Below are 21,838 nucleotides of genomic sequence, written 5' to 3' on the forward strand. Positions count from 1 at the left end.
CTACCGGTTTTTCTATTTGGGAAATATAGATAATTTCAATTGAAACTATTATTCTCCAAAACAATCTGTTAATATTAAATAGGAAATACTGTAAAAGTTGGGTGTAATTTATGAAAAAATTTGTATCCGCAATCGTCGTTATTCTGATCCTTTGTTCTAACCAATTAAACATCTCAGCAGCTAAAAATGGACAACTAGATTTAAAAAGTAAAGGAGCTGTTCTCTTAGATTCTGATACTGGTGCCGTCCTGTTTGCGAAAAATGCTGATAAAAAGATGTACCCTGCTAGTCTAACGAAAATTGCCACGGCCATTTATGCCATTGATAAGGGGAATTTAGATAGTGTTGTTACTGTAAGTGCCAATGCTGTCAGGCAAGATGGGACAAGGGTTTATTTAAATGAAGGGGAAAAAATCACTTTAAAACAATTGATACAAGGAATGCTGGTTAACTCTGGTAATGATGCTGCCGTAGCGATTGCAGAACACTTAGATGGAAGTGTCGAACAGTTTTCGGTTCATTTGAATACATACTTAAATACAACCATAGGTGTTCATCATACCCATTTTATTAATCCCAATGGTTTGTTTGATAAAAACCATTATACCACTGCAATGGATTTAGGAATTATAACCAATTATGCAATGAAGAATCCCGTTTTTGCAGAAATCTTTGGTACTAAAGTGCTAAAGTGGAAGGGACAATCATGGAAAACGAACATCCTAACCCACCACCGCATGCTGAAAGGGGAGCTCGCATACCCAGGAGTAACGGGAGGGAAAACAGGATATACAGTTAAAGCAAAACAAACACTTGCTACAACAGCTGCCAATCCGAAAATAAGGCTGACAGCCGTTGTCTTAAATTCCGAACAACCACGAGATAAATATGATGATACAGCTGTTTTGTTTGATTATGGCTTTAAAAACTTTCAGCATGCAACCTTAATGCAAGGTGAGAGTTATACCACCGACAATAAACAATACTTCCCTGAAAAGAATACCCTTATTACTGAGTCGGTAAAAGGGAGTACGAGAGTGATAAATAATCAGGGAATACTGTCTATTAAAAATACAAATAATGGCCAAGTGATCCAGTTAGTTTCACTTAAATATAAGGAGCCAGTACCTGAGAAGGTAGTAGATATAAAGGAAACATCCACTGAAAAGAAAGAACAAGAGCAGACAATGACATATGTAAATGCCATATATGGAGTGATTATTATTGCATTGGCAGGGATTATTGTTGGTGTAAGAAAGAAATTCGTTAGAAAATTATAGTAATAAGATAAGCCATGGAAGGGACGCACCCAACCATGGCTTATTTTTGCGTTACATTTGTTACTAGAAGCATCAACGCAGATATAAATATCATCGCTATAACTAACAACCAGGCTAAATTCATATTTCCAGATTCCATAGCGATGTAAATAGCAGTGGGCGCGGTCTGTGTTTTTCCAGGGATGTTACCAGCAAACATAAAAGTGGCACCAAATTCACCTAGTGCTCTAGTAAAACTAAGAATTAGACCAGTAATTATGGATCTTGTTGATAACGGCAGGGTAATTAGGAAAAAAACATTCCATTCATTAGCACCATCTACTCTTGCTGCTTCTTCAATCCCGTTATCAACCGATTGGAAACCAATTTTGACCGTTTGATACATTAAAGGGAAGGCTACAATGCTAGCGGCAATCACTGCTGCCATGGGAGTAAACATAATCGAACTTGAAAAAAGATGATTTATTAATAAACCCACTGGACTATTGCCGCCAAAAAAGAAAATTAGTAAAAAGCCAATCACCGTTGGCGGCAATACGATGGGAAGCAAAAGAAAGATTTCTACAAGAATTTTTCCCTTAAAATGTCCTTTGGATAATAATCTTGCAAATAATAGCCCAAATATAAAGACTAAGATAACAGAAACGGAGGCCACTTTTAGTGACAATAAAATTGGGGACCAAAATTCACTTTGCATCAGAAGAATCAATCCAATACTTTAAAACCGTATTTTTTAAAAATATCTCGGGCTGTAGGGCTATGTAAATAATCATAAAATAGTGAAACCTCTTTCTGATGAGCAGATGACTTAATAATACCTGCGGAATAAATAATAGGGTCATGTGTTTGTTCCGGAGCGACAGCTATCACTTTTACTTTATCAGAAACTTTTATATCTGTCATATAGACGATTCCTGCATCCACACTGTTCGTCTCTACATAGGTTAGAACCTGCCTGACATCTTTTGTTTCAATTAACTTTGCATGCATTCCTTCCCATATACCTAGTGATTGTAGTGTTTGTTTTGCATACATTCCGGCTGGTACAGAGGCAGGTGCCCCAATAGCCACTTTATTTATTCCTTCTTTTTGCAGGTCATCGAAGCTTTTTAATGGAATTGGCTGTCGTTTATTTGTGATTAATACTAATTGATTGCTTAGTAAATCCATTTGATTCTTGGAATCTATTAAATCTTTTTTGGATAACTCATTAAAGAGTTCCTTAGATGCTGAGATGAATATTTGAACTGGGGCACCTTGCATGATTTGTTGTTTTAATGCACCGGATCCTCCAAAGTTGTATAGAAGGGAAATTTGTTGATTAGTTTTTTCAAAATGGGTCTTAATCTCGTTCAAAGCATCATTAAGACTGGCTGCTGCAGAAATGGTAATTTCCACTTTTTTAGGCTGATTTGCTTCTTCTTTTGACATATTAGTAGAACAGGCGGTAAGGAACAAGATGAAGAGGCTAATAAAGAATTTCAAAAACGTTTTATACATGCCATACGTCCTTTCAAATATCTATTTCATAATCATTATAGCAAATAGATTAAATCATTAAAGATTAAAACAAAAAAAGACTAAAGTGTGTCCTTTAGTCTTTGAGAAATAAATTAAATTATTGTAGTCTGCTTTCTACTTGTTGACATACTTCGTCAGCTGAAAGGCCGTTTGCATCAATAACTGAACCCTTTGTAAAGGTATCCTGCATACCCATTACGTTGGAATCTAGTCCTGTAACAACACAACAATCACAATTCTGGGCGTCAGACTCCTGCTTTAATTCGATAACATCATGACCTTTTTCACGTAATGCTTGTTGAACTTGTGCAAGAGATTGTTCTACACCAATTTTTGCCATACAAAACACCTCCTCTTCTAGATTATTTTGCCTAACTTTATCTGAATTATTCGGAATAAGTACCTATAATACTCCAAAAGATAAAAGGGGAGGTGTACAATATGGGAAAACGTAAAAAGGATCCATCAACGATTGGGTTGACTTCCCCACAGGTGGAAGGACAAGGAACAACAACAACTGAAACAGGTTCAAGAACTGAACCATCATCTAGAAGAAAACAGAAGAGAAGTTAATGAAATGGGCACCTCGTTTATTATAATGAGGTGCCCATTCAGTCTAATTAACTATTTATACATTTCAGCAACTTGCTTTTGTATATCGTCATTTTCAAGATATTCATCATAACTCATTTGCTTATCCACTAAACCAGTTGGCGTTAATTCAAAAATGCGATTGGCAATTGTTTGAATGAACTGATGGTCATGGGATGCGAAAAGTAATGAACCCTTAAAATTAATTAATCCGTTATTCAAGGCAGTTATAGATTCTAAGTCTAAATGGTTTGTTGGTTCATCTAAAAGGAGTACATTCGCGCCATTTAACATCATCTTAGAAAGCATGCAGCGAACTTTTTCTCCCCCAGAAAGAACACTTGCCTTTTTAAGAACCTCTTCACCTGAGAAAAGCATTCTTCCTAAGAAACCACGTAAAAAGCTTTCACTGTCATCTTTAGGTGAGAACTGACGAAGCCAATCCACTAGGTTTAAGTCACTATTCTCAAAATACTCGGAGTTATCTTTAGGGAAATAAGCTTGTGAAGTGGTAATTCCCCATTTATAGGTCCCGCTGTCTGCTTCCATTTCACCCATTAGAATTTTAAACAATACAGTCTTAGCAGCCTCGTTTGTACCCACAAGGGCAATTTTATCACCCTTATTGACGATAAAGTTAATGTTATCTAGAACCTTTACACCATCAATGGTTTTGGTTAATCCTTCAACTCGTAACAAATCATTCCCAATTTCACGATCTGGTGTAAAGCCAACAAATGGATAACGACGTGAAGAAGGTCTAATGTCATCAAGAGTAATTTTATCCAGTAACTTCTTCCGAGAAGTAGCCTGTTTTGATTTCGAAGCATTAGCACTAAACCGCGCAATAAAAGCTTGTAATTCCTTAATTTTTTCTTCCTTCTTTTTGTTAGCGTCCGAAGTTAATCTTGAAGCTAATTGGCTTGATTCATACCAAAAATCGTAGTTCCCTACATAGATTTGAATTTTTCCAAAGTCAAGATCAGCGATATGTGTACATACCTTATTTAAAAAATGACGATCATGGGAAACAACAATAACAGTATTTTCAAAGTTAATTAAGAAATCTTCTAGCCATTGGATTGCTTTAATGTCCAAGTGGTTAGTTGGCTCATCCAGTAGTAAAACATCTGGTCTGCCGAATAATGCTTGGGCAAGCAATACTTTGACTTTTTCTGAGCCTGTCAATTCCGCCATGGTTTTATAATGAAGATCTTCACCAATACCAAGGCCTTTTAAGAGAATCGCCGCTTCAGGTTCTGCTTCCCAACCGTTTAATTCAGCGAATTCACCTTCAAGTTCAGCAGCTTTCATGCCATCTTCATCCGTGAAGTTTTCCTTCATATAGATGGCGTCTTTTTCCTGCATTACTTCATATAAGCGCGAATGCCCCATAATAACTGTCTTTAAAACTTCATATTCTTCATATTCGAAATGGTTTTGGTTTAACACAGCCATCCGTTCGTTAGGTCCGAGCTGAACAGTTCCAGATTGTGCTTCAATTTCACCAGATAAAATTTTTAAAAAGGTTGATTTCCCGGCACCATTTGCACCGATTAGTCCGTAGCAGTTTCCAGGTGTAAATTTAATGTTTACATCTTCAAATAATTTTCGGTCTCCGTATCTTAAACCTACGTTACTTACAGTAATCATATTTAAAACATCCTCCAAAACAAAATATCTACTGATTATACCATTAAAACGGAAGAAGAGCGAATTCTTTTGGTCGGGAAAAAGTTTAGATGAAAAATTTTCTAAAAAAATTTATTCGAATTCACACTTTATTCATATTTTTGTTGTAGAATTGGGTTATGAAGCAAGTAAAAGAAGGTGTGAGATGGATGACAAAAAATCAACTAACTGAACTTGTTAACAAGTTAAAAAAGGCTGGTATAAAAGCGAGTTTAACCAAACCGAAATCCAATTACCTCTTGTCTCTGCAGAAAATAAAAAATTACCCTTCTTCTGTAAACTAATTTGAAGCTATAATGGGGTAATGAACTTGGAAATAAAAAGCGATTAATCCATATAAGGACTAATCGCTTTTTTTTTATTCAATTTTATCCATAACTTTGTCGTAAACCTCTTTTTTGTTAAAGTCTTTTCCCATTGGAAACTTGGCAATAAATTTATTGTTTTCATCAATCAAAAAGGTAAAGGTGGAATGGATGAATTGTCCGTTGCCTGGATCTTTAAACTGAAATTGCATAGCATCCGTAACTTTTTTAATTTCTGCGCGGTCCCTTTTCAAGTTTTGCTTATCTCCTGTTAAGAATAACCAGGCTTTATTATTTTCAATCTCAAATCCTTGCATATAGCTGGTTAATATCTCTGGAGTGTCCCGATAAGGATCAATGGTAATGGTTACAAATTCAACATCCTTCCCAAAAACGCCAGCTTTCTCAAAATCATTTTTCAAATCAATCATTTTTTGGGTAGTGGTTGGACATATGTCAGGACAATGGGTGTAGATAAATTCAACAAGTTTTAGTTTGGTTTTATCCTTACCAAAATTATAGGAATCACCATTTTGGTTTTTCAACGTAACTTCGGCAGGTATTTTAGCATTTGCATCACGAATTAAAAAGAAAGAAATTCCTGCTGCAATTCCAATAAACACAGCAAGACCGCAAATTAAATAAATCTTTTTCATATGTATCCCTCCTATATTTAAAATAAAGAAGTTGTTTAAAAAAAGATATGGATATTTTGTGAACAAAATTTCGTGCAATTAAAATGCGGTTCCTTTATACTGTACTATTATCAATTGTATTTTTTGAATTTTTAAATATTTATTGGGGATAGGAGGTATTATGGTGAAGAAAGTGCTGATGTTTTCTTGTCAAATTGCGATTTTAATAGTGATTTATCAAATGGGCAGTCTCATCACACGATTTTTTAATTTAAAAATTCCAGGAAATGTCATCGGTATTCTTCTCCTTTTAGTATTACTCTGGACACGTGTCATTAAAGTGGAACAAATAGACTTGGCCGCAACATGGTTATTAAAACATTTAAGCTTTTTCTTCATCCCAATTGCAGTTGGTTTAATGACATTGGGTCCTATCTTTTTAAATAAGGGAATTGTCATCTTATTTGTCTTGATTACCAGTGCATTTATTGGACTTTTATCGGCTGGGAAAGTAACACAATCAGTTATTATGAAAAAAGCAAAGGTAAAAGTGAATTATCATGATCACAGTGTATAGTATTGTTCTAACCATTATTGTATATATATTTGCACGTAGATTTGGTCGTAGATATTCTTCACCGCTAACAAGTCCTGTGTTTTTTAGTACATTAATCATTATTATTCTGCTAGTAGGATCACATATTACCTATTATGAATATACACCTGCTAAAAAAATTATGACTTATCTGCTCGGACCTGCAACTGTTGCATTAGCTGTCCCAATTTATAAGAACCGAGACTTATTTGCGAAATACTTTGTTGCTGCTTGTGTCGGATTATTAATTGGGACATTTACAACCATTTTGTCAGCAATCGTTATCGCTAAATGCTTTTATCTCTCGAAAATGCTGCTTTTACCATTAACGATTAAGTCAGTAACCGTTCCAGTTGCGACAGAAATCGGGAAAATAATAAAGGGTAACGTTTCTCTCATCGCTGCTTTTGTGATAATTACTGGAATGATTGGCGCTATGTTTGGGCCCAAGCTTTTGAATCTATTTAAAATCGACCACCCATTTGCTCGTGGTTTATCGATCGGGACGATAGCACATGGTATTGGGACGGCAGAGGCTGTTAAGGAAGGGGAAATTCAAGGAGCTGTTGCTGGGGCAGCAATGGGAATTGCCGCACTATTAATATCGTTTATCATTCCATACATCATCCCTTACTTACTATAAAGGAACTAAAATACCTTTAGATGCATAATCTACAATATGAGGCACACACTTAATTGACAAGTGTTGCCATTTGTAATATTCTTTAAAAGAATTAAATTTTTCTAAAAAAATCACGTTTTTTAAAGGAGTATGTTTTATGTTAGGTGTCGTTCTTAACTAATCCAATCAATTGGATATGTTCATTCCTCGATCCTCTTTCAATTTTTTTCTTGAATGAAGGCTTATTTACGTATGTTTAGGAATGGAGTTAAGAACAATGGGCATCATAAGCATACATCTTTACCAATGTTGCTGTGTACATCCGTGTAGACAGTTTTTATTTTGGGTAAATATTTTGTATGAAAGATGAGTGGAATAGTTTATTTCATTTGGCCGCAATGACATTGTTCATTGCGGCCATTTTTATATTTTTTAGGAGGTTTATAAAAGTGAATCAACATACTCTAAATACGTTAGAATTTCAGCAAATCAAAGACACCATTGCGAGTTATGCCTTAACAAAAGAAGGGAAGGTAAAAATTGAGTGCCTGACACCATCGACAAATATGAAGCAAATAGAAGCTTGGCTTGATGAGGTATCTGAAGCAGTAGAAATTTTAAAAAAGAGCGCAAGTGTGCCTGTTCATGGATTGGATGGGATGGAATCCATATTAAATAACATGAATAAAGGAGTAGCACTGAGGGCTGATCAGTTGGCGAAGCTTTATGATTTTTTGGACTGTTGTGGGAAAATGTGCAGATATATGAAAGATAAAGTTTACTATGCACCAAGAGTGTCTGCATATGTGAACGGAATTGAAGAATTGCCGGATCTTGCGAGTGAGATTATCCGCTGTATTCGCAATGGTCGTGTGGATGATTATGCTAGTAAAGAGTTATTAAAATTGAGGAAACAAATAGCGATTCAAGAGGAAAGGTTAAAAGAAAAAACTCTTCAGTTGATTCGCTCTAATAAATATAAAAATTATTTGCAAGAGAATGTGATCAGTCAGAGGAATGGCCGGTATGTGATCCCCATTAAGAAGGAATACCGGAACAAAATAAAGGGAGTGGTATTAGATACCTCCGCATCAGGTTCCACTCTATTTATGGAACCTGAAGAAATAGCCATTTTTCAAGATCAATTGAATTGGTTATTCGCAGATGAAGAAGTGGAAGTTCAAAGGGTTCTGAACTATTTAACGGGGTTGGTTGAAGAAAAGGAGCAGCAAATTCGATTGGCGATTGAAACTATGGTTCATTATGATTTTTTATTTGCAAAAGCAAAGTATGGCCGTTCGATTAATGGATCCAAGGTAGCAATAAATGAATCTGGTCAACTTAATTTAATTTCTGCAAAACACCCGCTTTTAGGTGAAAAGGCTGTCCCGCTTTCCTTTACACTGGGGAATGACCAGCATGCATTAGTAATTACTGGTCCAAATACTGGCGGAAAAACTGTCACAATTAAAACGGTGGGGCTCTTGACCTTAATGGTCCAATGCGGTCTGCATATTCCTGCAGCACCAGAGAGTAATATCAATATCTTTGAACGGATTCTTGTGGATATTGGGGATGGGCAAAGTATTACTGAAAATTTGAGTACGTTTAGCTCACGAATCGTTAATATTATCGAAATCTTAAAAGATACCCAACATCGGACATTGGTGTTATTAGATGAATTAGGCTCTGGTACCGACCCTGGAGAAGGAATGGGGCTTGCAACAGCCATCTTAGAAACGTTGTATAAAAAAGGGGCTACTATCCTAGCAACAACCCATTACAGTGAGATCAAAGTATTTGCTGAATCACATCCCGGATTTATTAATGGATCAATGGAGTTTGATCTAACCACCTTAAGCCCGACCTATCGATTAAACATAGGGAGAGGCGGAGAGAGTCAAGCATTTGCAATTGCGTTAAAACTGGGGATTCATCCGAAAATTCTTGAAAGGGCACATAACATCACTTATAAAGAGGAAAAGAAATATACTACTGAGCTTACAGATGCATGGAAGCTAAAGGAATTGGAAAAACAGGTGATCATTAATAAATTTCAGGATGTTAAGAAAAAAACGAAACCGGAGGTAAAAGTTCCCCTTTTTCTACAGGGTGACAATGTAAAAATTTCACCGACAAATGAGTTTGGGATTATCTACACGGGTCCCGATCCGCACGGAAATTACGTTGTCCAAATAAAAGGAGAAAAGCAAACAATAAACCACAAAAGAATCCAATTATATATTGCTGCCAAAGAACTATACCCAGATGATTACGATTTCGACATTATTTTTCAATCAAAGGAATACCGTAAGAAAGATAAATTGCTTTCCAAAGGACATCAGGAAAATATTACGATCAAGTATAATGAAAATAACCATTAACAAAAATCAAAAAACTCAAGCTTTCTTTCCTTATGCAGGCTTGAGTTTTCTTCTTCATTCTTTTTCTATTCCTTCTTATGATTAATATATCTTTCGGCCAGCAATTTCTTGACCTCATTATAGCTCAAGCCAGATTGGCTGTTTAACCTCTTCACTTCTTCGATATCCGTACCCACTTTAGTAAATCTTTTTGGATTCAGCATTCTTTTTCTCAACTCCTTGGGTTTTATGGAAATGAAAAGCAACTTTTTTGTACATACTAATAAAAAAGGAGGCGGTTCCCATTTTTTACGGTAAAAGAGCTAAAGAAGAAGAAATTGAAACGATCCTGGTTAATACTGAAATTTATTCTTGCATAGATGAAGCCTGTATAGGGTGGATGAGGAAGGACTTCGTTGCAGATGACTTACTATGCCCAATGTGCGGAAATGAAATGCTTCAAGAAATGAGAGAACTCCCGCAAATTTAAAAATTTATCCACTTACTAAAGACTGTCATAAGACAGTCTTTTCTTACTCACCAAAATCAAAAAAATGTGATTCATAAGCTTTTATTGCAGCATCAGAACTGTTAAAAAGGGCATCATCCTCATCAAGGTCATGAAATTTTTCATTTAGATATAGCGCCAAGGTATTAGGATTATTAGGATGTTGTACAATTTCAGCTGCTGTAACATTTGCGGCAGTTAATACAGCAGGATTTCGATAGATGACAAATACTTCATCACCAGGTTTGGCCTTAGCTATATCGATCATTTCCAATGTTCTTTAACCGCCCTTCTAAAGATTTTCATTTTGCTGGTGAATTTCATCGCCGCTAATTAAAGTGTTTGCTTCTTCAAGATTCCTAAGTTTATCTACAGAATCCCCTGAAACAGTTTTCGTATGAGTAGCATAAGTTCCTTTTAAAGGGTTTCTAGTTTGATAACTCTGAGATTCATCCTTTTTAGTCATCTATATCAACTCCTTATCTAAAGCTTTCGCATCAAGATAAGGGATTATGCCTTCCTAATTCTCTCCTAAAAGGTAAAAACATCAAATTACATCTGAGATAACGAAAAAACTCTCCAATGTTGGAGAGTTTTTTGGAGCTATTCTTCTTTTTTAGCTAAACATTTTTCACATTCCATAAAATAACTTTCTGCCTGTTCCTCCATGTGTTGACCACATTCTGAACATTCCTTTTTTTGTAAAGTGCGGAAAAACTCAACTGGACTCATTAACATAATAAAACTCCTCCTTTATTAATACAGTTTATTTATTTCGTTCTTGTTATAGTACAGTATAGCCGAAATAATTTAAAATGTGTAGACTTTTTTTTAAATAATCAGCCCTTTTTTTAAAATAAGTCTTTTGTCACAAAAAAAATTTTCATTAGACCATTTTATTTATTTCATCGAAAGGCGGAATCAAGGTTAAAATATAGGGGAAAATGATACCTTCGCTTAAATTTTGTACTTCCATAACCCATCACTTTCCATTACAATCATAGTAGAAAAGGAATAGATATGGGGGGATGCTCGTAAATGAATGCAATGATAGGGACTTTTCAACCTTATTTCATAATAATTGCCATTGCTTTAACTCTCATGGCATCATATACAGCATTAGATATGTTTATTTTAGTGAAGTCGTCTGAAAAAAATAAGCGGCTTTTGTTTTTGGGTGGTACATTTTCGATTGGTATCGGGATTTGGATTATGAATTTTATTGGGCTCATTTCAGCAGATACAAACAGGTTTGCCAGTTATCATATTCCACTAACGATTCTCTCGATTATTATCGGCATTGCCTTTACAGGAATGGCTTTTTTGACATTGTTCGGTAAACAAATAAAGTCATATCATTTATTCTTAGCAAGTTTGTTTCTAACGTTTGCTGTTATTGCCATCCATGTAATCTGTTTATACGCCATGAATGTCATAATTAAATATAATGTTTATTTGTTTCTTTTTTCAGGACTATTAATCTTTGGATCTTTTTTATTTTCTTTATGGATTCTATTTTCCTCCAAAAGCTTTACCCAAAGTAACCAGGTTTGGCTAAAGCCAGTTAGTGCCTTAATTATGTCGTTAGCAATTATTGAAGGTCATTTTCTTTTGAGAAAAGGTACATTAACGACAGTAAGTGAAAGGATTAACGGATCAAGTGCAGATAGTCCATTCTTTATTTATTTGGTATTATTCTTGACTATTTTAATTATTGGAGGGCTACTTGTATCAAGTACATTAATTAGCAAACAATTAGTGGCTTCAGATACAAATTTGAAGGATATCAAAGCTGCTCTTGATGCTTCGACAATTGTTGCCATTACAGATCCCAAAGGAAATATAATATTTGTTAATGATAAATTTGAGGAGATTTCCAAATATACAAAAGAAGAGATTATTGGCCAGAATCACCGAATCTTAAATTCTGGATATCATTCTAAAGATTTCTTCAAAGATTTATGGACAACGATTCGCTCAGGTAAAATATGGCGAGGAGAAATTCGTAATAAAGCAAAGGATGGATCGTTTTACTGGGTTGATACCACAATCGTTCCATTTTTGAATAAAAAAGGAAAGCCAGTCCAATATATAGCCATTCGTTCAGATATTTCGAAAAGAAAAAAGGCAGAAGGTCATCTGAAAGAAACGATCAAAGAGAATATTGATATTAAATTTGCTCTTGATCAATCCTCGATTGTTGCATTTACCGATGCAAAAGGAATTATCACTAGTGTAAATGAAAAGTTCTGTGAAATTTCACAATACAGCCGGGAAGAAATCCTTGGCAGAGACCATAATATATTAAATTCAGGTTTCCATTCAAAAGAATTTTTCAAAAATCTTTGGAAGACCATTGGTTCCGGTAATGTATGGAAAGGTGAAATTAGAAATAAAGCAAAGGATGGGACCTTTTATTGGGTGGACACAACAATCGTTCCATTTTTGAATGATCAAGGGAAACCATATCAATATCTCGCCATTCGAAATGACATAACCGAACGGAAGAGAACAGAAGAAGTCTTACATCGGCAGGATAAATTGGCAGCGGTGGGTCAATTAGCTGCAGGGGTTGCTCATGAAATACGTAATCCACTTACCTCCATGAAAGGGTATGCGGAATTCTTGCAGTTAGATGAAAAGGATCCGGAGCGATTGGAGTTTTTGAGTATTATTCTCGATGAAATTGAACGGGTAAATACCATTGTTGAGGACTTTATGGTATTGGCTAAACCAAAAGCCGTTGAATTGGAAGAAAAAAATGTCGTTCCTGTTATCAAAAACGTTGTCTCTCTGCTTGAATTTGAAGCAAGAAAGAAAAATGTTCGTTTGACTTTTGATTGTAATCAGGACATCATTCAAATTGAATGTGATGAAAATCGTTTAAAACAGGTATTTCTAAATTTTATCAAAAATGGAATCGAAGCCATGCCTAATGGTGGTGAACTCCATGTTAAAACAATTATTCACAACAACAATGTTCAGATTTCAATTCAAGATACGGGTGTGGGCATATCCAAAGAGAAATTAAAGAAACTCGGGGAACCCTTTTACACAACCAAGAAGAACGGGAACGGCTTAGGATTGATGGTAAGTTTCAAAATCATAGAAAGCCATAATGGGAAGGTTTTTGTCGAAAGCGAACCCGATAAAGGAACCACCTTTAATATTTTATTACCAGCAAAAATTGCTTAAAAACGGGAGAACTATTCTCTCGTTTTTTTATTACACATTTTTTTTCAAAAAATAGACAAATATTTAAAAAAAAAGCAATCTAAAATCGGAATAAATAGATTAATATGTTTATATAGGTATAAATGTTTTTATGGAGGAGTGAAAAATTTGGGTGAATCAAATTTAGTCAAAACGATTTGCGGGTATTGTGGTACGGGATGTGGTCTAGTCCTTGAAGTTCAAGACAACAGAATAATGAAAATCCGTGGGGACAAGGAAGCACCTGTTAATAAGGGACAAACATGTGTAAAAGGGGCATTTGCCTATGAATATGTACATGCAAAAAATAGATTAACCTCACCACTCATTCGTAAAGCGGGTAAACTGGTTGAAACGACATGGGATGAAGCCTATCAATATATTGCATCTAAATTATCTACCATTAAATCAATATGGGGACCAAACGCGATCTCGATGTTTGCTTGTGCGCGGTCCACGAATGAATCCAATTTTATTACCCAAAAATTCATGAGGACGGTCATTCAAAGTAATAACATTGATGGCTGTAATCGAACCTGACACGCTCCTAGTGTTGCCGGTCTGGCAACTGTTTTTGGAAGCGGTTTCCCAACAAATACACTTGAGGATTTTGATCGTGCTGAAGTATTACTTTTGATGGGCTCAAATACGACAGAGGCGCACCCAATTATTGCTAATCGTATGAAAAAGGCGGCAAAAGCAGGGCTGAAAATAATCGTCATTGATCCAAGGAAAATTGATATGGTAAAAGTATCTCATCGTCATTTACAAACAAATGTTGGTTCAGATATTGCCCTTATCAATGCTTTCATCCGGGTCATCCTTAAAGAGGGTTTATATAACCCTGAGTTTATCAAACAATTTACAGTGGACTTTGAGAAGCTAGAAAAACAAGTGGAACTGTATACACCTGAATATGCAGCAACAATTACTGGCTTGCAGGCAGAGGATATTGTCGCTACAGCTAGAGAGTATGCTTCATCAAACTGTTCAATGATTGCGTACACACTTGGTATTACAGAGCATCACTGTGGCGTTAATAATGTATTTGATATCGCTAACCTTGCATTATTAACTGGAAATATTGGAAAACCTGGGACAGGGATTATGCCATTAAGGGGCCAAAACAATGTCCAAGGGGCAGGGGATATGGGATGCCTTCCTAACCAATTAGCTGGTGCAATGAGTCTAGCAAATGACGAGTACCGTGCCCGTTATGAAAAGGAATGGAAGGTCGAATTAAACCCGCAGGCAGGAGATACACAAACGCGGACGTTTGACCGTTTAGAAATGGGTGAACTGAAGGCTCTTTATATTATCGGAGAGAATCCTCTTCTTGCCGATGTGCATTTGAATCATACGAAAACATTGTTAGAGAAACTAGATTTGTTAGTTGTCCAAGATATTTTTATGACTGAGACAGCACGGATGGCAGATGTTGTCTTGCCAGCGCGCTCTTGGGGTGAGGTAGATGGTACTTATACCAACACTGATCGGAGAGTCCAAAGGGTTCGGAAAGCAGTAGATTCACTTCCAAATGTGAAAGAGGATTGGGAAATACTATGTGAATTGTCAACAATCATGGGTTATCCTCTAAGCTATAACAATAGCGAAGAAATCTGGGATGAAGTGAGGAAGCTTGCTTGGGAGATGTATGGCGGGATATCCTACGAGCGGCTTGAAAAAGAGTATAGTATTCACTATCCATGTCCAGACGAAAATCATCCAGGGACTTTTATTATGCATGAAAGATTCCATCAACAAGGTGCACCGACGAAAAAATCGCCATTTGTACCAGTGGATTATACGGCACCGTTAGAATTACCTGATGAAGACTATCCATTTACTCTTACAACAGGTCGTCGCTATGAATCATATAATACCCATTCTCAGACCCGTCACTATGCCTCAGGTGTGAAGGTGAAACAAACGGAAGAGACCCTTGATATCCATCCGGACGATGCAACTGCCCTTGGAATCATGGATGGGGAGGTCGTTCGGGTACGTTCAAGAAGAGGGGAACTTGAGGTTAAGGCTAAGGTTACAGAACAGGTTGTACCTGGATTAGTATTTATGAGCTTTCACTGGAGTGAAACTCCGACTAATGTATTAACATTAAATGAGTATGATCCCATTTCAGGAACTGCCGAATATAAGGCATGTGCAGTTGCGATAGAACGAGTATAAGCAACATTTTAAACGCAGTTTAAAGACTGCGTTTTTTTATGGCTATGAAAAGCTCATTGGTGATTATAACAATATGTTGTTTGGAGCGCCTGGAGAAATTAACAATCAATTTTAATAGAGCCTTATAAAAAAAGCAAGTCGGAATTACCCGACTTGCTGTGTAAGTGATTTAGTTGCTGTAGCTTTTCTTTGATAATAATACCAGTTGAGTGCAAATGATATGACATAAAAAGCGATAAAGAAGTAAAAGGCTGTAACTGGAGTGCCTGTTGCTTTAACAGACCATCCGAATAGCTTTGGAATAAAAAATGAACCATATGCTGCAAATGCTGCTGAGAATCCGATGACTGGTGCTGCTTCTTTAGGAATAAACAGGTTAGGGATCATTTGGAACGTCGAGCCAGAACCAATGCCAGATGCAACGAAAAGAAGTAAGAATGCTGCTAAGAATCCAGCAAATTGTTTCCCATTTAGGAAGTAAATCACTCCTGCTGCGCCAATGCCCATGATGACTAAAACATAGGCAGTTACTTTAGCGCCGCCAAGTTTGTCGGCCAACCATCCTCCCACGGGTCTTGCAGCTGCTGCCACTAATGCACCAAGGAAGGCAAGTGAAATATGCTCAGGAAATTGTGATCTTAATAGAAGCGGAAAGGCTGCTGAATAACCAATGAATGAACCAAATGTTGCTACATAAAGGGCAGTCATAATCCAAGTGTGTTTACGTTTTACGATTACAAATTGTTCACCTACAGATTGTTTAGCACCAGGAACATTATCCATTTTAAACAAGGCTAGTAGTGTTAAAATAACAATTGGTATAACCCAGATAAAGGCTGCGTTTTGTAACCAAACTTTCTGACCATTAGCTAACACTTGATTACCACCAACTAGTGCAAAAGTGCCTGAAGTAACAATTAACGGTGTAACGAATTGAACCACTGATACACCCATGTTTCCTAAACCGCCATTTATACCAAGCGCTGTTCCTTTTTCTTTTTTCGGAAAGAAAAAGCTAATATTTGCTGAAGAAGATGAGAAATTTCCGCCGCCTAGACCACAAAGGGCTGCAAGTAATAACATGATAGAAAATGGTGTGTCCGGATTTTGGACTGCAAATCCAATTCCAATTGCCGGAATGGCTAAGATTGCCGTTGAAATAACGGTCCAATTCTTACCGCCAATCGAGCCCACAGCGAATGTATAAACAAAGCGAAGTGTGGCCCCAACAAGGCCAGGTATAGCTGCAAGTGTAAAGAGTTGTTCTTCAGTAAAATGGAAGCCGATGTCGTTAAGTCTAACTGCAACTACCGACCAAATTTGCCAGACAATAAAAGCAATCATCAATGATGGGACAGATATCCACAAATTTCTTTGTGCATGTTTTTTTCCTTCTGCTTTCCAGAATTTTTCGTCTTCTGGATTCCAATAATTTATTCGGGCCATTATTTTTTCCCCCTAAATTGTTTTCAAATGTTATTCTTATAAGAAAGTGTTGTTTGTGATATTAATATAAAACAGATGGTAGCATGAATTTTGTGACGTACGTCACAAAAACGGTGAACGAACTGTGAACACAGGGTTGTTGACAAAAAGTTGTAATAATTTCTCTGCTTAACAAAAAAAGACCTTCCTTGAGGAAGATCTCAGGTTGTCAAAAAACCCTTGGTCAGCCTTTTATTTTATTCAATTACTTCAACGATCAACCGCGTTAATTCGTTATAGTATTATTGGTATATAGACTTTAAACAGGTCTGTTGATTGGCGCTCCAGGCATTTCGCTTTCCGCGGGCGTGCCGGGGAGCCTCCTCTTCGCTTCGCTCCTGCGGGGTCTCCCCTGACCCGTACTCCCGCAGGAGTCTTCATGCCTTCCGCGCCAATCAACAGAGTGTTTTCAATAAGACCTTCAACTCAACTAATAAATAATAATGTTCAAGCCAAAAGAGTCTAGCCAAAGTGAATATGAATTTGTATCTATTAATGATTTGGTACCTGATGAACATCTTCCTTGTTTGATTGACGCTCAAAAAATAAGGTAAAAAGTTGTAACACGACATAGTTGGGAGGAGCACAAGGAAAGGGTAAGGTTAAATCGCTTATCTAAATCAGGGAAAATCCATTATACATTTAGAAAGGAAAAAATTGAGACTCAGGAAGAGCTGCACTGGTTTCGCTACTGCCGGTTACGGGGATTGAAGAATGTGAGCGAACAGGCTCTTCTTACTGCAGCCTGCCAAAATATAAAAAAGATTGTGACACACATACAAGGTTGGAAAAAGTGTGTTGTAATCCTTTAAGTTGATTTGCCTCCCCGCGGAAAGCGAGTGCCCGGAGCGGAAATCAACATGCCCATTTGCATGGACAATCAATAAATTTAGTATTTAGATTCTGACAAAATAAAAAATTGCCGAGAAAAATACCCTTTCTCGACAATCTGAATCTACTTTTCTATGCTTTTTCGTTATCTTCATAAAACATACCTACATAGTTTTTCGTTTCTCCTGCGTCATCTTTAATGGCAGTAATGGTAAGCCATTCTCTGTAAATATCATTATTTTTGCGTTTATTCCAAATGTACCCTTCCCAAACACCGTTTGTCTTTAAACTAGCCCACATCTTTTTGTAAAATTCAATGCCATGTTCACCGGACTGAAGAACACTTGGAGTTTTACCGACAACCTCTGCTTGACTATAGCCGGTAATTTTTGTGAATGCAGGATTTACGCTTTGGATAATTCCATGAATATCGGTTACACAAATGCCATCCAGAGCATGGTTGACTATCTTAGCAGAAATATCTAGCTTATCTTGGTAATAAAGCCAAACTACAATAACTAGACTTGCTAAAGAAAACTCGGACAGAGTCATAAACCCAATTGCATAATGCCCAGTCCAATCAAAGAGAATAGTAAGAATAATTGGCGGGAAAAAACCACCAAGCCCCCCCATGGCCGAAACAATACCATTCACAATTCCAGCTTGTTTAGAAAAATATAATGGGACTAATTTAAAAATTGCGCCATTACCAATTCCCGCAAAGAAAGCCACTAATAAGCAGCCAAATGAATAGATCGGCAGCGATGGAGTAAATGACAAGAGAAATCCTGCAAAAGTTAAACTAAAGAAAACAGCCATTAAAATAAGAAATGGATTAACTTTATCGCCTAGCCATCCTCCTATGGGTCTAAAAATAGTAGCCAAAGCAATAAATCCAGCTGTCCTCAAGCCAGCATCGACTTTATCTAATTCAAAGTGATTTACTAAAAATGATGGTAAATATATGGTGAAGGCGACGAAGGAACCAAAGGTGATAAAATAAAATAAACTAAGAAACCATAGTTTTGGATTTCTATAGACATCTTTGATTTGGTCTGGCAATGATATGTTAACTTTTCGTTCCTTTCTATCACCAAATATAAAATTTAATAGAGCAAAGATAAGAACAACCAGCAGGAAAATTTTTATGGTGTTTCTCCAACCATATGAGGTAGCAAGTATCGGTGCTGAAAAGGAAGTAATCGCTGTTCCAATATTTCCTGCTCCGTATATTCCATTGATAAATCCATGCTTTGATTTTTGATAATATTTTGGCAGGGAGGTAACCCCAACTGAAAAAACAGCACCGCCGATCCCAAGTAATAATCCACCAAGGATAAGGTTAAGAAGGGAATTTGCATAACTTAATAACGCAATAGGGATAAGTAGTATAATGAAGCTGAATGTAAATAATAGCCGAGCTCCATAGCGGTTGGTCCAATAGCCAATCGGAACTCGAAGCAGTGATCCAAGAATTACAGGGACGGCTGTTGCCCGTGCTATTTGTGTAGATGTAAGATTTATATCTTCTTTGATAAAAGGCATAAGTGATGATATAAGTACCCAAACCATAAAACCGGCAACAAGGCTACCAGTTTGTATAAATAGTTGTTTCGATCCTTGTTTCATAAAAATCCCCCTTCAATTCCATGCTGTTTTAGTATTTGCTCATTCATTTGTTATAAAATATGTTCATCAGCTTGGAAAAATTTACTTCTTGTATTATAGAACAAGAGATTGTTGTTTTTCAGTGAGGTATGACACACATTTGACACAAACTTAAAAATTTTTTTTGAAGGATTTGAAAAAAGGTTTATTACATTTTACATATTTTTTCCGAATTGTATATCTTTTCTGTATTATAGATGTACAATCTTAAAAAGAAGATAATGGGGGAGATACATAATGGATTTTCTAGAAAAACAGACTATAGATGAACGAATTGACCTTATGAGTAGCCTTTCGAAACAATTCCTATTACGAGCACATCAAATAGACATTGATGGCAGCTTTCCCTATGCCAATATAATGGACCTTAAAAATACAGGATATACTTCGTTAACTGTACCTTCAAGGTATGGCGGAAAGGAAATAACACTTTATGAGTTAATTCGACTGCAAGAAACGATTGCTGAAGGTGACGGAGCAACAGCTCTTTCTATAGGATGGCACATGGGAATTATTATGAATCTTCATGAAAAAAACACATGGAAGGAGCATGTCTATAAGGAGCTGTGTGAGCATGTGAAAAATGGAGCATTAATAAATAGTGCTCAAAGTGAACCAAGAACAGGTAGCCCGACTCGTGGCGGAAGACCGGAAACAACCGCAGAAAAAGGTCAAAACGGTTGGATAATAAACGGGAGAAAAACATTTACAACCATGTCTCCTGTCCTCGATTTCTTTATTGTCAGTGCAACGATTAAAGAGACAGCTGAAGTGGCAAATTTTCTAATCCCCCGTACAACAAATGGAATAGTTATTGAAGAAACTTGGGACAGTATCGCTTTAAGGGGAACAGGTAGTCATGACTTAATATTGAATCATTGTGTTGTCCCTGATGATCATTTGGTCGAGGAGTTTGGTTCGGCCGGAAAAAAAGCTAATGGATGGCTTCTGCATATTCCAGCATGTTATCTTGGCATAGCAAAAGCTGCCCAAAGATATGCCATTCAATTTGCAAAGGAATATTCCCCCAATAGTATTGTGGGAACGATCATCGATTTACCAAATGTTCAACAAAAACTGGGAGAGATTGAGCTAAAAATAATGCAGTCGGAGTACTTCTTATATGGAGTGGCCAAACAGTGGGATTCTTCAAATGAAAATGGTAGGGAAGATATGATCACAAGTTTAGGGGCGGCCAAATTAACAGTGACCAATTTGGCCATTGAAATTGTTGACTTGGCAATGAGAATCGTTGGAGCAAAAAGTCTTTCATTAAGTAATCCATTGCAACGATACTATCGGGACGTACGGGCAGGTCTTCATAATCCCCCAATGGATGACATGACTCTACAATTATTAGCGAAGAACAGCATTATTCATCACTAACCAAAAGTTGGGTAATTAATATTCCTCCTTAATGGAAACCTTAACTGTAAGGAAAAGGAGTGATGAGAATGCCAAGAGGTAAAGAATTAGAACAGCTTCCAATGGCCAATATGGCACCAGGTGCAGGGAAAGATGCGAGTAGGAATAATAGAGAGGTACTTGAAGGTATGGTCCGAGGGGTACAACCAGAGCCAAGTGATATTGAAAAAGAAAATGAAGACATGGTATAAGGCAGGAAATCAATCCTGCCTTTTGTTCTTTAGCTAAGGCTATTTTCGCATAGATTGTTGTTTTTCGTATAGGTTCATCAACCCGTAAAACTATATGCTTCGTGGCATCTTTTCGTAAGAACATATGCGAAAATTGCCCAGGAACTTAGTAAATGCCCCTTAAAAAGCTCCTAAAGCAACAAAGTTTACGAAAAGAGCCTTAGCTAATTATTCTTCGATTAACTCTCCTACTTCAACAATGGACCGTTCTTCTAATGGCCCGCGTAAATGAACTGTAGCGGTACGTCCATCCTCATTTAATTGGTCAATCCATACGGATACACCATTATACTTGACTTCAATATCGGCGGAAGACGACAAAATCTGTTTTACTCGGTTAACATTCATGACATTCACTCCTAATTATTTATTTGATTATTTCTTTTTCGATTCTAATCCAACAGAGATGTAATCGTTTTCTTCTATTATATGGCGGCATTTATCCATTCCTAGGGATAGTCGATATGTACCCCATTGATTGATCCTGGCTCATCCACATCCCCCAAGCTATTGAGATAATCATCAAGGGCGGCTTGGAGTTCCTTCGGAGCGCCAGGTTTAAAATGCCAATTTCCTGGCTCATCAACAAAATAGGAGCTTTTTGTAAACTCAGGTCTTATTCTGGGCATAGTATTCTCCTTTAAATTTTTTCTTCTTTCCTCTGTGTATATACTTTCCAATGTTTAC

Annotated in this window: 23 protein-coding genes and 1 pseudogene; 11 read left to right on the top strand and 13 right to left on the bottom strand. The window is 36.7% G+C overall.

Annotated elements, in window-relative coordinates:
• Positions 1–110 precede the first annotated feature (110 nt).
• Positions 111–1,280, top strand: coding sequence for a D-alanyl-D-alanine carboxypeptidase family protein (locus tag ACJ004_RS22540; protein WP_410895378.1), 1,170 nt, complete (start codon positions 111–113; stop codon positions 1,278–1,280).
• A 40-nt stretch (positions 1,281–1,320) separates the two neighbouring features.
• Here ACJ004_RS22540 and modB read toward each other — a convergent pair whose 3' ends face one another.
• The 3 genes from modB to ACJ004_RS22555 form a co-directional block, all read right to left on the bottom strand.
• Positions 1,321–1,977, bottom strand: a complete 657-nt coding sequence (gene modB / locus ACJ004_RS22545) for a molybdate ABC transporter permease subunit (protein ID WP_410895379.1) — start codon at positions 1,975–1,977, stop codon at positions 1,321–1,323.
• Between the two features lie 8 nt (positions 1,978–1,985).
• Positions 1,986–2,780 (bottom strand): molybdate ABC transporter substrate-binding protein, encoded by a 795-nt coding sequence (modA, locus tag ACJ004_RS22550; RefSeq protein WP_410895380.1) that lies wholly within the window; start codon positions 2,778–2,780, stop codon positions 1,986–1,988.
• A 118-nt stretch (positions 2,781–2,898) separates the two neighbouring features.
• Positions 2,899–3,141, bottom strand: coding sequence for a YkuS family protein (locus tag ACJ004_RS22555; protein ID WP_026563751.1), 243 nt, complete (start codon positions 3,139–3,141; stop codon positions 2,899–2,901).
• Between the two features lie 101 nt (positions 3,142–3,242).
• On the opposite strand from ACJ004_RS22555, the gene ACJ004_RS22560 reads away from it, so the two are divergent.
• Positions 3,243–3,374 carry a YuzL family protein gene (locus ACJ004_RS22560; RefSeq protein ID WP_081825337.1) on the top strand — a complete coding sequence of 44 codons (132 nt, stop codon included), beginning with the start codon at positions 3,243–3,245 and terminating at the stop codon, positions 3,372–3,374.
• Between the two features lie 51 nt (positions 3,375–3,425).
• On the opposite strand, the gene ACJ004_RS22565 is transcribed toward ACJ004_RS22560, so the two are convergent.
• Together ACJ004_RS22565 and ACJ004_RS22570 are read right to left on the bottom strand one after the other, a co-directional pair.
• A complete protein-coding gene (locus tag ACJ004_RS22565) occupies positions 3,426–5,045 on the bottom strand; it encodes an ABC-F family ATP-binding cassette domain-containing protein (protein ID WP_410895381.1) in 1,620 nt (539 codons plus the stop codon).
• 397 nt (positions 5,046–5,442) lie between these two features.
• Entirely contained in the window at positions 5,443–6,045 is a 603-nt protein-coding gene (locus ACJ004_RS22570; protein ID WP_410895382.1) for an SCO family protein, read from the bottom strand.
• Positions 6,046–6,205: 160 nt separating this feature from the next.
• On the opposite strand from ACJ004_RS22570, the gene ACJ004_RS22575 reads away from it, so the two are divergent.
• The 3 genes from ACJ004_RS22575 (at position 6,206) to ACJ004_RS22585 (ending at position 9,625) form a co-directional block, all read left to right on the top strand.
• Positions 6,206–6,601 carry a CidA/LrgA family protein gene (locus ACJ004_RS22575; RefSeq protein WP_410895383.1) on the top strand — a complete coding sequence of 132 codons (396 nt, stop codon included), beginning with the start codon at positions 6,206–6,208 and terminating at the stop codon, positions 6,599–6,601.
• Positions 6,585–7,262: an LrgB family protein gene (locus ACJ004_RS22580; protein ID WP_410895384.1), complete on the top strand. Its 678-nt coding sequence runs from the start codon at positions 6,585–6,587 to the stop codon at positions 7,260–7,262. Before ACJ004_RS22575 ends, ACJ004_RS22580 begins: the two co-directional genes overlap by 17 nt.
• Positions 7,263–7,690: 428 nt before the next feature.
• Complete coding sequence (locus ACJ004_RS22585) at positions 7,691–9,625, top strand: endonuclease MutS2 (protein ID WP_410895385.1); 1,935 nt, start codon at positions 7,691–7,693, stop codon at positions 9,623–9,625.
• Between the two features lie 65 nt (positions 9,626–9,690).
• On the opposite strand, the gene ACJ004_RS22590 is transcribed toward ACJ004_RS22585, so the two are convergent.
• Positions 9,691–9,828, bottom strand: coding sequence for a hypothetical protein (locus ACJ004_RS22590; RefSeq protein ID WP_410895386.1), 138 nt, complete (start codon positions 9,826–9,828; stop codon positions 9,691–9,693).
• 47 nt (positions 9,829–9,875) lie between these two features.
• On the opposite strand from ACJ004_RS22590, the gene ACJ004_RS22595 reads away from it, so the two are divergent.
• Positions 9,876–10,094 carry a cold-inducible protein YdjO-related protein gene (locus ACJ004_RS22595; protein WP_410895387.1) on the top strand — a complete coding sequence of 73 codons (219 nt, stop codon included), beginning with the start codon at positions 9,876–9,878 and terminating at the stop codon, positions 10,092–10,094.
• 43 nt (positions 10,095–10,137) lie between these two features.
• On the opposite strand, the gene ACJ004_RS22600 is transcribed toward ACJ004_RS22595, so the two are convergent.
• The 3 genes from ACJ004_RS22600 to yhfH all read right to left on the bottom strand — a co-directional run bounded on the left by ACJ004_RS22600 (position 10,138) and on the right by yhfH (position 10,850).
• Positions 10,138–10,380, bottom strand: coding sequence for a transcriptional regulator SplA domain-containing protein (locus ACJ004_RS22600; protein WP_410895449.1), 243 nt, complete (start codon positions 10,378–10,380; stop codon positions 10,138–10,140).
• Between the two features lie 24 nt (positions 10,381–10,404).
• On the bottom strand, positions 10,405–10,578 hold the full coding sequence (locus tag ACJ004_RS22605) for a hypothetical protein (protein WP_410895388.1): 174 nt from the start codon (positions 10,576–10,578) through the stop codon (positions 10,405–10,407).
• 137 nt (positions 10,579–10,715) lie between these two features.
• Positions 10,716–10,850: a protein YhfH gene (gene yhfH / locus ACJ004_RS22610; RefSeq protein WP_410895389.1), complete on the bottom strand. Its 135-nt coding sequence runs from the start codon at positions 10,848–10,850 to the stop codon at positions 10,716–10,718.
• 300 nt (positions 10,851–11,150) lie between these two features.
• Here yhfH and ACJ004_RS22615 point away from each other — a divergent pair, with 300 nt between their 5' ends.
• Positions 11,151–13,307, top strand: coding sequence for a PAS domain S-box protein (locus ACJ004_RS22615; protein WP_410895390.1), 2,157 nt, complete (start codon positions 11,151–11,153; stop codon positions 13,305–13,307).
• A 138-nt stretch (positions 13,308–13,445) separates the two neighbouring features.
• Complete coding sequence (fdhF, locus tag ACJ004_RS22620) at positions 13,446–15,512, top strand: formate dehydrogenase subunit alpha (RefSeq protein ID WP_410895391.1); 2,067 nt, start codon at positions 13,446–13,448, stop codon at positions 15,510–15,512.
• A 144-nt stretch (positions 15,513–15,656) separates the two neighbouring features.
• On the opposite strand, the gene ACJ004_RS22625 is transcribed toward fdhF, so the two are convergent.
• A complete protein-coding gene (locus ACJ004_RS22625; RefSeq protein WP_410895392.1) occupies positions 15,657–16,958 on the bottom strand; it encodes an MFS transporter in 1,302 nt (433 codons plus the stop codon).
• A gap of 593 nt (positions 16,959–17,551) precedes the next feature.
• Between ACJ004_RS22625 and ACJ004_RS22630 the strand changes: the two are divergent.
• A pseudogene (locus ACJ004_RS22630) lies at positions 17,552–17,809 on the top strand (transposase); the annotation flags it as partial.
• 151 nt (positions 17,810–17,960) lie between these two features.
• Here ACJ004_RS22630 and ACJ004_RS22635 read toward each other — a convergent pair.
• Positions 17,961–19,457, bottom strand: a complete 1,497-nt coding sequence (locus ACJ004_RS22635) for a nitrate/nitrite transporter (RefSeq protein WP_410895393.1) — start codon at positions 19,455–19,457, stop codon at positions 17,961–17,963.
• A gap of 276 nt (positions 19,458–19,733) precedes the next feature.
• Between ACJ004_RS22635 and ACJ004_RS22640 the strand changes: the two genes are divergently transcribed.
• Both ACJ004_RS22640 and ACJ004_RS22645 read left to right on the top strand, forming a co-directional pair.
• Positions 19,734–20,882, top strand: coding sequence for an acyl-CoA dehydrogenase family protein (locus ACJ004_RS22640; RefSeq protein ID WP_410895394.1), 1,149 nt, complete (start codon positions 19,734–19,736; stop codon positions 20,880–20,882).
• A gap of 68 nt (positions 20,883–20,950) precedes the next feature.
• Positions 20,951–21,112, top strand: a complete 162-nt coding sequence (locus ACJ004_RS22645; RefSeq protein WP_410895395.1) for a hypothetical protein — start codon at positions 20,951–20,953, stop codon at positions 21,110–21,112.
• Positions 21,113–21,319: 207 nt separating this feature from the next.
• Here the strand turns inward: ACJ004_RS22645 and ACJ004_RS22650 are convergent, their stop codons facing one another.
• Positions 21,320–21,499 carry a small, acid-soluble spore protein, H family gene (locus ACJ004_RS22650; RefSeq protein ID WP_410895396.1) on the bottom strand — a complete coding sequence of 60 codons (180 nt, stop codon included), beginning with the start codon at positions 21,497–21,499 and terminating at the stop codon, positions 21,320–21,322.
• 101 nt (positions 21,500–21,600) lie between these two features.
• A complete protein-coding gene (locus ACJ004_RS22655; RefSeq protein ID WP_410895397.1) occupies positions 21,601–21,780 on the bottom strand; it encodes a hypothetical protein in 180 nt (59 codons plus the stop codon).
• Positions 21,781–21,838: the final 58 nt, after the last annotated feature.

Origin of the sequence: Neobacillus sp. 204, from assembly GCF_046562815.1 — a bacterium.
GTDB lineage: Bacteria > Bacillota > Bacilli > Bacillales > Cytobacillaceae > Neobacillus.

Excerpts from the sequence above, each read along its gene's own strand:
- modA (WP_410895380.1), bottom strand. The coding sequence starts at position 2,780 with ATGTATAAAACGTTTTTGAAATTCTTTATTAGCCTCTTCATCTTGTTC.
- ACJ004_RS22600 (WP_410895449.1), bottom strand. The coding sequence starts at position 10,380 with ATGATCGATATAGCTAAGGCCAAACCTGGTGATGAAGTATTTGTCATC.
- ACJ004_RS22570 (WP_410895382.1), bottom strand. The coding sequence starts at position 6,045 with ATGAAAAAGATTTATTTAATTTGCGGTCTTGCTGTGTTTATTGGAATT.
- ACJ004_RS22615 (WP_410895390.1), top strand. The coding sequence starts at position 11,151 with ATGAATGCAATGATAGGGACTTTTCAACCTTATTTCATAATAATTGCC.
- ACJ004_RS22635 (WP_410895393.1), bottom strand. The coding sequence starts at position 19,457 with ATGAAACAAGGATCGAAACAACTATTTATACAAACTGGTAGCCTTGTT.
- ACJ004_RS22565 (WP_410895381.1), bottom strand. The coding sequence starts at position 5,045 with ATGATTACTGTAAGTAACGTAGGTTTAAGATACGGAGACCGAAAATTA.
- ACJ004_RS22540 (WP_410895378.1), top strand. The coding sequence starts at position 111 with ATGAAAAAATTTGTATCCGCAATCGTCGTTATTCTGATCCTTTGTTCT.
- ACJ004_RS22555 (WP_026563751.1), bottom strand. The coding sequence starts at position 3,141 with ATGGCAAAAATTGGTGTAGAACAATCTCTTGCACAAGTTCAACAAGCA.
- ACJ004_RS22560 (WP_081825337.1), top strand. The coding sequence starts at position 3,243 with ATGGGAAAACGTAAAAAGGATCCATCAACGATTGGGTTGACTTCCCCA.
- ACJ004_RS22590 (WP_410895386.1), bottom strand. The coding sequence starts at position 9,828 with ATGCTGAATCCAAAAAGATTTACTAAAGTGGGTACGGATATCGAAGAA.
- ACJ004_RS22605 (WP_410895388.1), bottom strand. The coding sequence starts at position 10,578 with ATGACTAAAAAGGATGAATCTCAGAGTTATCAAACTAGAAACCCTTTA.
- ACJ004_RS22580 (WP_410895384.1), top strand. The coding sequence starts at position 6,585 with ATGATCACAGTGTATAGTATTGTTCTAACCATTATTGTATATATATTT.
- yhfH (WP_410895389.1), bottom strand. The coding sequence starts at position 10,850 with ATGTTAATGAGTCCAGTTGAGTTTTTCCGCACTTTACAAAAAAAGGAA.
- ACJ004_RS22625 (WP_410895392.1), bottom strand. The coding sequence starts at position 16,958 with ATGGCCCGAATAAATTATTGGAATCCAGAAGACGAAAAATTCTGGAAA.
- ACJ004_RS22655 (WP_410895397.1), bottom strand. The coding sequence starts at position 21,780 with ATGCCCAGAATAAGACCTGAGTTTACAAAAAGCTCCTATTTTGTTGAT.
- ACJ004_RS22645 (WP_410895395.1), top strand. The coding sequence starts at position 20,951 with ATGCCAAGAGGTAAAGAATTAGAACAGCTTCCAATGGCCAATATGGCA.
- ACJ004_RS22640 (WP_410895394.1), top strand. The coding sequence starts at position 19,734 with ATGGATTTTCTAGAAAAACAGACTATAGATGAACGAATTGACCTTATG.
- ACJ004_RS22575 (WP_410895383.1), top strand. The coding sequence starts at position 6,206 with ATGGTGAAGAAAGTGCTGATGTTTTCTTGTCAAATTGCGATTTTAATA.
- ACJ004_RS22650 (WP_410895396.1), bottom strand. The coding sequence starts at position 21,499 with ATGAATGTTAACCGAGTAAAACAGATTTTGTCGTCTTCCGCCGATATT.
- modB (WP_410895379.1), bottom strand. The coding sequence starts at position 1,977 with ATGCAAAGTGAATTTTGGTCCCCAATTTTATTGTCACTAAAAGTGGCC.